Source organism: Planococcus antarcticus DSM 14505 (assembly GCF_001687565.2).
GTDB classification, from domain to species: domain Bacteria; phylum Bacillota; class Bacilli; order Bacillales_A; family Planococcaceae; genus Planococcus; species Planococcus antarcticus.
The window spans coordinates 3,417,829-3,430,400 of sequence record NZ_CP016534.2; the positions used below are offsets into that span (position 1 = coordinate 3,417,829).

Here is a 12,572-nt window from a genome sequence, read left to right on the forward strand (position 1 = left end):
GGATCACCCTTCCTGGGAGACGGACATCTTCCCTTTTATTTCAAAATGCAGGTATTTTTGGACAAGATCGATTGTAATCGTTCCGATGCTTTCACCTTGATCATCTTTTACAATAACTTGATCAGCTTCCTGGTTCAACAGCATTGACAATGTATTACGTAAATCCTGATGCACATTGATCGTTTTTGTATCTTGGACGGATTCATCAACAGGACCAAGTCCGATGACTTCCCTCAAATTTTCAACCGTATGCAAGCTTAAGCTCTTAATGGCACGGTCTTTGCCGAAAAACTGGGAAACAAATTCATTTTTCGGATGCGCCAACATTTCCGAAGGCGTATCGAATTGCATAATTTCACCGTCGCGCAACAGCACGATTTTATCCGCCATTTTGATCGCTTCGTCGATATCGTGGCTGACAAAAAGAATCGTCTTTTTCACTTCACGCTGGATTTGCAAAAACTCTTCCTGTATCTTGTCGCGAATAATCGGGTCAAGCGCGCCGAACGGTTCATCCATCAGCATAACCGGAGGATCGGCGGCAAGTGCGCGCACCACGCCGATGCGCTGTTGCTGGCCGCCCGACAATTCGTGAGGAAAGCGCTTTCCGTAATCTTTGACATCCAGTCCGATCAGATTCATCAAGTACTCGAAGCGTTCCCGCTTGTCTTTTTTGCTCCACCCCAGAAGGTCTGGAACCAGCATAACGTTTTCTTCAATCGTCATATTCGGGAAAAGCCCGTTGCTTTGAATGACATATCCGATTTTTCTTCTTAATTCAATGGGGTTCAAATCCTTGGAGTTTTCATTATCGATAATGATTTCGCCTTCTGAAATAGACTCCAACCGGTTGACCATTCTTAACAATGTTGTTTTTCCACAGCCTGAGGGGCCAAGCAACACGACAATTTTCCCTTGTTCAACAGTAAAATCAACATCGTTGATCGCTGTTATATCTTCTCCGTACTTTTTTGTTACATGATTAAATGAAATCATAGACTCACCTCTCTGCAGTTAATCGACTAATCCTTTTATCGTAAAACGTTTTTGAATCAATAGTAAGATAGAATCCGCAATGATCGCAAGTATCGCAACAGCGATGGAGCCACTGATGATCAAATAATTGTCGCCTCTGCTGATCCCTTGTGTAATCAGAATGCCAAGACCGCCAGCACCTATGTAAGAAGCGATGACAGCTATTCCGATATTCATGACAACCGCGGTCCGGACACCAGCCATAATAACTGGCAATGCATTCGGAATCTCGACACGCAACAAACGCTGATGCGTTTTCATGCCCATGCCGATGGCAGCATCACGCATTTCCGGGTTGACATTCTTTATGCCCGTATAGGTATTACGGATAATCGGCAGCTGTGAATACAATACCAATGCTACAAAAGCTGGTACAAATCCAATTCCCTGGTTGATCAGAGAAAAGATAGGAATCATCACACCAAAAAGTGCAATGCTGGGAATCGTCAATGTAATAGAAGCAATTTGAAGAACTGTGTCTGCAAGGTATTGGTTCGTGGTCAAGTAAATGCCGAGCGGGATGCCGATCAATAGCGCCACGATAATTGCCAACGAAACAAGTATGGCATGGTCAATTGTCAATTCTAAAATACGAGAAGCGTTCACCTCAAGAAAACGTGCCCACTTTTCCATTGAAACACCTCCCTTCTACGATCAGAAAACAACGGCTAACATCGAACTTTATTCGATGGCGGTAAATTTCAAAAAGCATACGCGCAAAAAAAACAAAAGGCGACTTAAGAACGCGACGTGATGTCGCGTTCTTAAGTTGCCTGATCCACATTTTACAAGCCCCCGAGAATTTGAGTGCTGTTGTATGGCAGCAACTTTTCCGACTGTAAGCCTTTTACGTTTGCACGCTTTTTTCTTAAATGATTAAAAAAGCATTTTTCAATTTTTACCGTTAGCCAAGTATTTTTCTTCGATATTTTCAAGTATATCATATTATTTGCTACTTATTTGACCGTATGAGGTTAGGATAGCTATTTCGGCTTTGATTCCAGCAGGAAGTTAAGCTGATTTAGAAAAACCGAGTGTCCTTTTTCACTTTCCATTTTTCGGGATATTTACTCTCCAAACTTTGGCAAAAGAGCTGGATTTGCATATGAAACGTAAAAATCCCTTTATGGTCTACGGACGTTTCAAGAGATTCTTTAAGCGCTCTATAAAAGCCAAGATCCCCGATTTTCGTCATCAGCTAAGTGTACTTCCCTTTTTTTGCCGCTGGCGTCAAAGTCAAATTCATGTTCGCTTGTTACGAACCAAGTCCCCTAACATAAAAAGACGGCCCGGCATATACAACTGCATATGCCGGACCGTCCATTTCTACATCCTAACTTATCCCTCAATCATTTGCTTAGGTTTCCGGACGAGACACATGATACCGGCAATTACATAAAAGATGCCTGCTATAATGCCAGCTCCGCCCGTGACAATCGCTACGATCACTGCTGTCGCAATGAAGATAATTCCGGACACCATCGGTTTTTTATTGCCCTTAAGTAAGACCATCGCCACAATCCCTAAAATAACGGCAACAACCGAAGCGATAGCGAGTAACCAGCCGCCTGTACCTAATGCATCAATCATTGCTTCCACATCGCCCGTGCCAATTTCCGTATTTTGTTCAGCTGTTTCATTAAGTGATTCTTCCAGTATGTCTCTATTGTTTTGGAGCCAAACCATAAATCCTCCTAATGCTGCGGTAAGTGCATAAACTAAAGCACCAATAATTCCTAATACGACTTCTACTGTTCTTTTCATAATCATCCTCCTAATTTTTAATCTTGCTTTAATTGAAATTCGTCTTTATTGCCCTGCGATATCGCGTTTTGTGAATGCTGTCCATGCCGCTCCTAAGAATAGTGCGAAATAGACCAATAGCACGACAAGCGAGAATGTCAGCGTCATTCCTTCGATCATCGGCTCGCCGCCCCCCATATACTGCTCCAAGTTCGTATTGGCAAACAAAATATATTTAGACCACTCGTATTGTGCCAGGAACGCAACAATCGCATTGCCTGCCATCATCAAGAAAATTGCCAAGCCGATTGCCATCCCGCTGCTTCTGAAAATAGCAGAAATCATGAATGCGAAAGTCGCCATCATGACAAGCGTTACCAGACTCAATCCATAGGCCTGCACAATTTCACCCAATGCTCCATTTTGGGCGAAGCCACCTGCTTGTTGCTGAACAATAGATGGATTCAACCCATTTAGACCGAACAGCAATGCGCCTGTAATCCACGAGGCCACAAGCAAGAAGAGCAGCAACGACAGTGCGAAGATTAATACCGAAGCATACTTAGCAAATAGAATTTTCGTCCGCGAAATCGGACGGATCAGCAATAATTTGATTGTTCCCCATTTAAATTCGTTTGAAATGATGCCTGCTGCCACAATAATGGTGAACAAGCTAATCAGTGAAGAAAGGAAGCTATTTTCTAGCACATATTCCCAGCCATCATAAGGTTGGGGTTTGATATTGTTTTCCAAATAATAGTTATTTTCTTCAATAATTATAGGATTGGAAAATTCCAGAAATTCATCTTCTTCCATTTCGGCTGCTAGCTGTACATTTTCTTCCTGCACTTCCGCCTGCCAGTTTTCCCCGTATTCTTTAAAATTAGATTCAGTATCCATAAATTTCGTCAAAAGTCCCCCGCCTAAAGCAATAACTGCTAACACAGCGAACATTATCCAAGTCGATTTTTTGGCATACAATTTGATTTGCTCGTTCCAGATCAGGTTCATGAAGTTACTCAATGGTATTCTCTCCAATCAAGTCAAAGAATTTATCTTCTAAAGTGGCTTGCAGCACCCGGACGCCATAAATACTAACCCCCTGTTCCATCAACTTTTTTAAAATGGCAGGAATTTCTTCATGTTTGACCGATATAGAAAGTTCCTTCGCTGTCACCCCGATTTTGTTCGCCAACTGCGTTTCCAAATAAGTTTTAGCAGGCTCAAGTGGCTCAACTTCGATAAAGACTTCTTTTAAAGCCTCTTCGTTTTCGACGCCTCGGACAGCTTCGATGGCAATCAATTCACCGTTTTTGATAACGCCGATCCGATCGCACATCAATTCAATTTCCGTCAGTAAATGACTAGATACGATAACCGCGACATTTTCTTTTTCAGCTAAATTACGTATGTATTTGCGAATTTCCCGAATTCCCGAAGGATCCAGTCCGTTGGTCGGCTCATCTAGTATCAAAATTGACGGTCGGTGAAGCAAAGCCTGTGCAATCCCTAAACGCTGTCGCATTCCAAGTGAATACCTTCCCGCTTTTTCGTGGATCGCTTTTTCCAACCCTACGAGTGAAATTACTTGTTTCATGCGATCTTCTGTGACACCGTTAACCATCCGCGCATATTGTTTCAAGTTGTTCCAACCGCTTAAAAATGGGTACATCTCCGGATTTTCAACAATCGCCCCGACATGTTGGATGGCTCCTTTGAAATCCGTTTTGATGCTTTTTCCTTCAATCAGCACATCACCTTCTGTGATATCGATTAAGCCGACCATCATACGGATTGTTGTCGTCTTGCCCGCTCCGTTCGGCCCCAAAAAACCAAACACTTCTCCTGCTTTTATTTCAAAATCCAGTCCTTTGATAATCGGTTTTTTACCGATCGTCTTTTTTAAATTGACCAGTTGCATCGCTGGTTTTGACATAAAATCACCTCCATAAATTTACTTCCTTCTTATTTTACGAATAAGAAGGTAAATAGTTCCTAGAAATGGGAAATTAGATAAAAAAAGAAGAATAAAAAGAAACAAAGGATTTTCCTTTGCTGCTTATGGATTGTCTTTAACTTACGATTTATTTTAAACCTTGTTTGCTTGAAGTGGACCGATTAAGGATATAGTAGAAATACAAGATAATATTTCTTGCGGCATTTCGTTTCATCCGTTGCTCAACCAACCTTGCATTACACCAACAAGATCAAACAGAAAATATTGCTGTGACATTTTTATAAATTTCCCTATATTCGTTTTTAGCTATCTTTTAAATTTAACTTGGAAATTCCATCAGTAAATAGCCGATCAACTCAATAGGAGGTCTTCATCGTGAAACCACAAATATTAATCGTAGGAGCCGGCCCAACCGGACTTGATCTTGCGTACAGCCTTGCAAATTTTGGCGTCCCTTTTCGGATCATCGAAAAAAAATCCGGAACCGGTACAGCGTCACGTGCACTGGCTGTTCATGCGCGAATATTAGAGCATTACCAGCAACTGGGCTTGTCCGACAGAATCGTCAGCAGAGGGCAACCGATTTTGTCGTTAGATTTGAGTGATGGAAAAGAAGTCAAAGCTAATTTGAAATTTCATGATTTCGGCAAAGGGCTGAGTCCGTTTCCTTTTATCCTCAGTTTGCCTCAAGATGAACATGAAGAAATTCTCGTTGATGAACTAAAAAAACTAGGAATCAAAGTGGAATGGAATACGGAATTATCTTCTTTTACAGACACTGGAGAAACCGTAAATGCGGTATTGAAAAAAGAAGGTCACCCGGAAGAAACGGCTGATTTCGCTTACCTATGCGGTTGTGACGGTGCGGGTAGTACTGTCCGAAAAGGGCTGGACCTCGGATTTCCTGGTGGTACGTATGATCAATTATTCTTTGTGGCTGATGTAGAAACCGAAAAATCGGAAGTTGAAATGGAAAAGATGGACATGTATATGGATAATGACGGCTTTATGTTGTATATGTCCGTCCGAAATAAATACACAAAAAGAATCCTCGGCGTTGTACCGGAGGAATTCAATGACAATATGGCAATTGAATACAGCAACATTAGCGATTACATCGAAAAGAAAATCGAAGTAACTGCTTCGCGCGTCAATTGGTTTTCCACTTACCGCGTCCATAACCGCGTAAGTGACCATTTTGCTAAAGGCCACGTCTTTATATTGGGAGACGCAGGACATCTCCATAGTCCTGCAGGCGGACAAGGCATGAATACCGGCATCGGGGATGCATTCAATTTATCGTGGAAACTGGCAGCAGTAATTAAAGAAAAAGCCGCTCACAGCATATTGGAAACGTACGAAACAGAACGGATTGCGTTTGCGCGGACATTAGTCGCTACGACCGATAAAGCATTCCAAACCATTATCAATCAAAAGCTTCCGGGTACGGTTTTGCGTAAATTTTTTATCCCATACGTTTTGCCTTCATTATTCAAAGTCTCACTTACCAAAAAGAACGGCTTTAAAATTTTATCTCAGATTCACATTAACTACCGGAAAAGTGCCCTTAGCAAAGGCAAAGCAGGAAAAGTTTTTGCTGGCATGCGGTTGCCGTGGATCGAACTAGCTGGCAGCGACAATTTCTTTCCGTTGCGATCTGTTGATTGGCAAATCCATATTTACGGTCAAGCCAGCAAAGAACTGATGGACTTTGCCCACGCGCAATCTCTTGAGGTCCATGAATTTGCATGGGAGCCCAAAATGCAGAAGGCGGGATTCCAGCAAAATGCTTTGTACCTCGTTCGCCCTGATGGTCATGTGGCTTTAGCAAACAAAGCACAAGAGGTCAGTGTGTTGAAAGACTATTTAGATGAGTTTGGAATAGTCGCTTTTCATGCAAAGTGATTTTGTAACGGATTTTTGAGGTTTTGTGTTCTTTGGGTTCCCTAGAGGACGATTGATCTACTTCTATACTTAGTGCCATTACTAATTTTGTTTAGGAATCAAAAAAGGAAGGAAAGCTTTTAGCTTTCCTTCCTTTTTTGATATCTACTTTCTTTCTCTATCGTTGCAAATAGCTTTCTATAATAACTGGTAAAATTTAAAAATATTTTGCTGCAATTTCCTTAGTAATCTCACTTTTTTCTTCACTTAACTCTTTCATTGGCTGACGGCAATATCCGGCATTGATGCCTTTTTCTTTCAAAATTTTTTTAAGGTTTGGTAAGGGCCATTGTTTAAAAGCTTGGTGGTGAAATCATTAGTTTCATGATGAATTTCTCTAGCTTTTTAAATTCCACCTTGGTTGGTAAGTTCAAAAATCCTCCTCGCTCGTTGTCCGTTGATGTTGAATGTGTTGCCAATCGCCCCATCAGCTCCAAGAACTGTCACTGAGAGAAGCATTTCATCAAAGCCTGTAAATAATAAAAGCCAGTAGAGAAAAGCAATGCTTTTTCTCTACTGGCTTTGGATGTGAGATTTATTGAATAGTTGCTTGTTTTATTTCACACAATCGTATTCGATTAAGATTGCAGCAAATGATTTAGCTGTATTGAGCATCGCTGTTTCATCAAAGTCGAACCGAGCGTGATGGTGCGGATAAACGCTTTCGTCTTCCGCTAATTGAGCGCCGGCAAAAATAAAAGAACCGGGCACATGTTGTGTATAGTAGCAAAAGTCTTCACCAGGCATAACAGAAGGTGTTTCGGCTACCTCTTCAGCGCCTAACACCCCTTCCATTGCACGCTTCGCTAACTGGGTTTCCGCGGAGTGATTCCACACAGCGTCGTAGCCTTTTTCAAAAATGGTATCAGCTTCAGCGCCAAACGCTTTTGCAATTTGAGAAGCGATTGCGACCAATTTTTCGGTAGCAAGCGAGCGAACTTCTGGTTCATACGAGCGAATGGTCCCAGTCATGACCGCTGTTGTTGGAATCACATTATTGGCTTGGCCGCTGTTAATGGATCCGACCGAAACAACCAATTGCTTTAGGGGATCTGTGTTGCGGCTGACAATCGACTGAAGTGCCGTGACAATGTGTGAAGCCGTGACAATCGGATCGACTGTTTCCTGCGGAATGGCACCATGACCGCCTTTTCCGGTAACGGTAATGACGAACGTATCGACCGTTGCTTGGATATAGCCTTCTTTGTAATACATGGTTCCTGAGGGCATCATGCTTTGAAGATGGCAGCCATAAACTGCGTCAACGCCTTCAAGGCAACCGTCCGCGATCATGGCTTGTGCACCACCTGGATATTCTTCTTCTCCGAATTGATGGATAAAGACTACGTTATGATGCACTTGTTCTGGGTTTTCAGCTAAAGTTTTGGCAAAAACCATGAGTGCCGCTGTATGGCCATCATGACCACAAGCATGCATAGCGCCTGGAATGGTCGATTTGTAAGGCACATCTTTTTGATCTTGAATTGGCAAAGCATCAAAATCCGCACGAAACGCAATGGTTTTTTATGCATGATCCGCATTGAATTTAGCGACTACACCCCGTCCACCCACACCGGTTCTAACCTCTAACCCTAACGCGCGGTAGTATTCTGCAATGTAGTTGGGTGTTTCGACTTCTTGATGGAAATCTCAGGATATTGATGAAGGTGGCGGCGGATGCTGACCATTTCAGGGTAAAGATTTTCTAATTTGCTTACCAGTTGCTGGAGTTTTTCATTTTGTACAGACAACTTCTTTGTATTAATTGACATAAACAATTTCTCCTCGCTTATAAACGGTATCGACTGCTCGAAAAGCAGCAAAACTTACTTCTGGATCTTCAGAAAGAATAATAAAATCGGCTATTTTCCCTTTTTCCAATGACCCGGTTTCGTTTTGAACATTCAAGACAGAAGCCGCATCATAAGTTGCAGCAGAAATGATGGCACGAACAGTCATCCCGCCTTCATGCATCAATTCAAGTTCTTTAGCAAAATCGCCGTGTAAATTAAACGGTGTCCCTGCATCGGTACCCGCTGCAATTTTAACACCTGCTTCTACTGCTTTTCGGAAACTTTCTTTATGAGCTTCGTAGCAATGCGTAGCCTTTTTGACGGCATGCGGTGGAATCGCACCTGAATCTGCATTTTTCACAATATAATAAGGCGCTGCAAGAGTCGGAACCATTACGGTGCCGTGTTTGATCATTAGTTCAATCGTTTCATCGTCAAGGAAAATGCCGTGTTCAATGGTCGTTATTCCTGCACGTACAGCATTTTGAATGCCGATGGTTCCTTGTGCATGTGAAGCGGTCGTTTTTCCAGCGTGAAGCGCTTCTTCAACTGCCGTCTTCATTTCGTTTTCCGATAACTGCGGAGAGCCCGGATCGACTCCAGGCGTCATCACTCCACCAGTCGCCATTAGCTTTAAGACGTCAGCGCCTTGTTTTAAAGTTTGACGTGCCACTTTACGGATTTCGTCTTCTCCATCTGCTTCAGAAGCAAGTGGGTATCCGTGGCCACCCGTCATGACGATGGGTTGACCAGAACCGTAAACCGTTGGACCCGTTACAAGACCTGCCGCCACAGCATCGCGGTATGCTAAGTCAATATGCCATTTAGAACCTAAGTTACGGACGCTTGTGACACCTGACTCCAATTGTTTTTTCCCATTAGCCTGATGGCGATAGGCAGAAGTCGCTTGACTGTCCGTGGCAATTTGAGCGAATGGATCGGCAATACCATCCATGCCCAGATGAATGTGCATATCAAAAAAACCAGGCAAAATGGTTTTCCCGTGACCATCCATTGTATTTTCTGCATTTCTTTCAACTGCTTCTTCTCCAACAGCAATGATTTTGTTATCTTCAATGACAATAGCCGACTCGACTAGCTTGTCGCCTCTCCCTGTATAAATCGTGACATTTTCTATTTTCAAAGACAATCAAATTCCTCCTCTATTATGGTCAATTACTATTTCTACTAGCGACTGAACGTCAATCCAATCAACAACCAGGCAGCGAATAAACTAAAAGCATAAGTGGAATAAAATGCGACAACTTGTTTCTGCAAATTTCTACTTTGGTGAGAAGTCTTCAAAAAAGCTCTATTTTGCATCACTTGCTCTTTTGTCTACGAACTAACTTATATAGTTCGAATTATCAAAATACTATTCTGTTTCGTCTACTTACTATATAGCGTATGACGCGAATAAGTAAGTGATTCTTCGTGGAAAGTCACAAGATCCTACGAAAAATAAAGAAATTCTAACATTGCCCAAAACATTCTGTATAAGTGGAGTGAAAAATAAACTGATGTCCGTCTCTCTGAAAATGTCACAAACTAGGCTTGCTTTCTTGTCGGCGCAGCAATGCAGGAGCAGTTGGTCTTCGATTCTTTTACTAAGAATATGTATGAGTTATCAATGGAACAATTATGGAATCGCTATCAGCAGAAATATTCGTATGCTACCGATGTCGACCGGAGGGCTATAGAAAAAGCAGTACTATGGTTGTGGGAAGTGGGCTATTATATACGCATGAAAAAATTTCGTTACCTTGCACTTGGAGGATGTACAGCTTTCTTTCCAGACATTTCTCTGTTGTTTAAACTTAGTTTATCCTCACGTCGAGCGAGCCTTATAGGATGTTATTTCCAGCTATTAAACCGCTTGTAGATCCCACTAATTTTATGGCTGCTTAAACATTGAATTAAGACCTTAAATTCGAGAGGTCAAACAAAAAACTAATTGAGTTTTTCATTAATTTTGTGGAACTTGTTATTACTCTATGAATAATAAGGTAGAATAGGGAAAAGAAGTCATTACTGATCATTTACAATTAGGATTGGAGGAATGCTTGTGAAAAAAATGATTATGTTTTTAGTACTTTTATTTATCCTGACTGGTTGCGTAAATGGGGATAGATACACCTTTTCAGGTAGCAGCGAAAATTGGGATGTCTTTTATGTCGTGGATGTTTCCGACGGTACTAATCAAGTAAAAGATGGAATAGTAACATATACCGGTGAAGATGATCCTCCAGAAACAATAGAATACAAACTTGAAGCTAATTTGGGTACATCAGAAGGAACTGGGATAACCATAAAAGATGGAACGGGAAGTATTGCAAATGGAGCTTGTAGAGGTTGTGCTGTTATTCAAGAAGATGAGGAAATAAAAGTGGAAATTACGTGGAACGGACAGACAGAAAATCTAATAGTAACAACCGACAAATGATATCACTTTAAGCGGTGTCATTTTTCACATGACAGTTTGTCAAATTGAAGACAGATTGCCAAAGTGTACCTTCAACTTCTTTAAGAATTCCCAGGTCTTCCTCATCATCTGTTGATTCACTAAAATTTTTCATCGGGTCGATCAATTGGCCTTCTGTGTATGCTTTAGGAGGTGTTGTGACACCTCCTTTTAGTTTGACGGTTACAGCAAGATACCATTTTCACTATTCCTCTGTTTTTTACCAAGTGGGATTCTTATATACAGACATTACTATTGAGCATATATACCAATGAGTGAGGTTGAGATCGAAAAATGGGGCGTTAATTCGCATTGACGAAAGATCAGAAGAAGTCGCAAATGAGGCTGTTGATGTCATGGCTTACTGGCATATTGTGCTAGCTAACTGCGTGATTAAGAAAGATTGATCTTTAACAAACGGGCCACTTTTTAAAATACGGGGAGAGAATAAAATGAAAAATAAAATGACTAAGTTGTTTGGAATTCCTACTGCTTTTTAGTGCTTGGGTATTTTGTTTTTAATATTTGGAGCTAACGGAGAAGGGATGGCAATCATGCTCTCAAGACCCGCTGGTGCTTCAAGTTGGACAACTTCGAGTGGCAGTATTGATGCTTTCACATTTATCCCATTAATTTTAGGAGCTTCTTTTTTAGTGTTGTTCATTAGCACTTTTTCTATATCTTTTTACAAATGGCAAAAGAATCGTTAAGTTTCTATTTTTGTAATTAAGGGATATTGTTAAGCAAACATTTCAGAAAAGAGTGGCTTTAGCTACTCTTTTTTCATTTGTGCTTTTCCCTTTATTTTAGGGTTGAGGTGAAGGCGGGTTTCTTAGTGTGAATTTGTATGGGGCAAGTGAAATCGAACGAAAGCTTGTGGGCGATCATACGGAAAGTATCGGCATTCCTCTATTTTCATAACCCGGTGGTATTCTTATAAGCGGGCGTTACTATTGAGCATATAACTATGAATTTTAGGAGTAGAATAATGAAGGATTTTTATACAGCATTAAGCTATGTAAGTAAAATGATTTATGAACCCCATGAATTGATGTTGACGTCGATTCAAGAAGAAAAGCAAAATTCAACGTATGGTGCTGGTACATTCCAACTATCTTTTAGAACAGTTCGATTCAGAGTAGCGAATACAACACCGACGAAAACCGGACAGTTTGTTGTATTTTGGGAAAAAGATGAAAACAATAAAAATCAGCCTTATTCGTATGAGGAAGCACCTGATTTATTAGTTGTAACTGTATGTAAAAATGATACTGAATTTGGACAATTTATTTTCCCAAAAGAAATTCTTTTCAAACAGAATATTCTTAAGTCCAGTTCCACAAAGGGAAAAATGGCCATACGAGTTTACCCAGGCTGGGATAGTACTACTAGCAAACAAGCGATGAAAACATAGGAATGGCAGTTGCCTTATTTTGTTGATATGAGCAACCCAACTAAATTATCCAAAGAAAAAATCATAGAACTATATTCTCTATAATTTTCTGTAACCTGGACATGATTGCTGTGAAGACAGATTCTACTGATTAAATGAAGTCGAATTTACTAGTTAAACAGAAAAACCTTTACGCGCAGTTCTTTCTTATGCACAGGTTTAGATCTCCATAAAAAAGAACCTTGC

At 41.0% G+C, this 12,572-nt stretch carries 12 protein-coding genes and 1 pseudogene; 3 read left to right on the forward strand and 10 right to left on the reverse strand.

Going from position 1 to position 12,572, the window contains the following annotated elements; translation table 11 throughout:
* Positions 1-3 precede the first annotated feature (3 nt).
* From BBH88_RS16805 to BBH88_RS16825, 5 genes are all read right to left on the reverse strand, one after another.
* Positions 4-996 carry an ABC transporter ATP-binding protein gene (locus tag BBH88_RS16805; protein WP_006831256.1) on the reverse strand — a complete coding sequence of 331 codons (993 nt, stop codon included), beginning with the start codon at positions 994-996 and terminating at the stop codon, positions 4-6.
* 18 nt (positions 997-1,014) lie between these two features.
* Positions 1,015-1,668 carry an ABC transporter permease gene (locus tag BBH88_RS16810; RefSeq protein WP_006831257.1) on the reverse strand — a complete coding sequence of 218 codons (654 nt, stop codon included), beginning with the start codon at positions 1,666-1,668 and terminating at the stop codon, positions 1,015-1,017.
* A gap of 705 nt (positions 1,669-2,373) precedes the next feature.
* The gene (locus BBH88_RS16815; RefSeq protein ID WP_006831258.1) at positions 2,374-2,799 is read right to left on the reverse strand and encodes a DUF4064 domain-containing protein; all 426 of its coding nucleotides are present in this window, start codon (positions 2,797-2,799) and stop codon (positions 2,374-2,376) included.
* A gap of 45 nt (positions 2,800-2,844) precedes the next feature.
* A complete protein-coding gene (locus tag BBH88_RS16820; RefSeq protein ID WP_006831259.1) occupies positions 2,845-3,801 on the reverse strand; it encodes an ABC transporter permease in 957 nt (318 codons plus the stop codon).
* Entirely contained in the window at positions 3,794-4,714 is a 921-nt protein-coding gene (locus tag BBH88_RS16825; RefSeq protein WP_006831260.1) for an ABC transporter ATP-binding protein, read from the reverse strand. Before BBH88_RS16825 ends, BBH88_RS16820 begins: the two co-directional genes overlap by 8 nt.
* Before the next feature lie 396 nt (positions 4,715-5,110).
* Between BBH88_RS16825 and BBH88_RS16830 the strand changes: the two genes are divergently transcribed.
* Positions 5,111-6,640 carry an FAD-dependent monooxygenase gene (locus BBH88_RS16830; RefSeq protein WP_065536440.1) on the forward strand — a complete coding sequence of 510 codons (1,530 nt, stop codon included), beginning with the start codon at positions 5,111-5,113 and terminating at the stop codon, positions 6,638-6,640.
* 384 nt (positions 6,641-7,024) lie between these two features.
* Here BBH88_RS16830 and BBH88_RS19710 read toward each other — a convergent pair whose 3' ends face one another.
* The 4 genes from BBH88_RS19710 to BBH88_RS16840 form a co-directional block, all read right to left on the reverse strand.
* Positions 7,025-7,138 carry a dihydrodipicolinate synthase family protein gene (locus BBH88_RS19710; RefSeq protein WP_238323350.1) on the reverse strand — a complete coding sequence of 38 codons (114 nt, stop codon included), beginning with the start codon at positions 7,136-7,138 and terminating at the stop codon, positions 7,025-7,027.
* A 96-nt stretch (positions 7,139-7,234) separates the two neighbouring features.
* Complete coding sequence (locus BBH88_RS16835) at positions 7,235-8,170, reverse strand: M20 metallopeptidase family protein (protein WP_331243680.1); 936 nt, start codon at positions 8,168-8,170, stop codon at positions 7,235-7,237.
* A 101-nt stretch (positions 8,171-8,271) separates the two neighbouring features.
* On the reverse strand, positions 8,272-8,451 hold the full coding sequence (locus BBH88_RS19940; protein WP_331243682.1) for a hypothetical protein: 180 nt from the start codon (positions 8,449-8,451) through the stop codon (positions 8,272-8,274).
* Positions 8,441-9,622 (reverse strand): metal-dependent hydrolase family protein, encoded by a 1,182-nt coding sequence (locus BBH88_RS16840; RefSeq protein ID WP_065536439.1) that lies wholly within the window; start codon positions 9,620-9,622, stop codon positions 8,441-8,443. Before BBH88_RS16840 ends, BBH88_RS19940 begins: the two co-directional genes overlap by 11 nt.
* A 909-nt stretch (positions 9,623-10,531) precedes the next feature.
* On the opposite strand from BBH88_RS16840, the gene BBH88_RS16845 reads away from it, so the two are divergent.
* A complete protein-coding gene (locus BBH88_RS16845) occupies positions 10,532-10,915 on the forward strand; it encodes a membrane lipoprotein lipid attachment site-containing protein (protein WP_238323352.1) in 384 nt (127 codons plus the stop codon).
* A 514-nt stretch (positions 10,916-11,429) separates the two neighbouring features.
* On the opposite strand, the gene BBH88_RS19285 is transcribed toward BBH88_RS16845, so the two are convergent.
* Positions 11,430-11,597 carry a hypothetical protein gene (locus tag BBH88_RS19285; protein WP_154669178.1) on the reverse strand — a complete coding sequence of 56 codons (168 nt, stop codon included), beginning with the start codon at positions 11,595-11,597 and terminating at the stop codon, positions 11,430-11,432.
* Positions 11,598-11,921: 324 nt separating this feature from the next.
* Here BBH88_RS19285 and BBH88_RS16850 point away from each other — a divergent pair.
* A pseudogene (locus tag BBH88_RS16850) lies at positions 11,922-12,431 on the forward strand (MepB family protein).
* Positions 12,432-12,572: the final 141 nt, after the last annotated feature.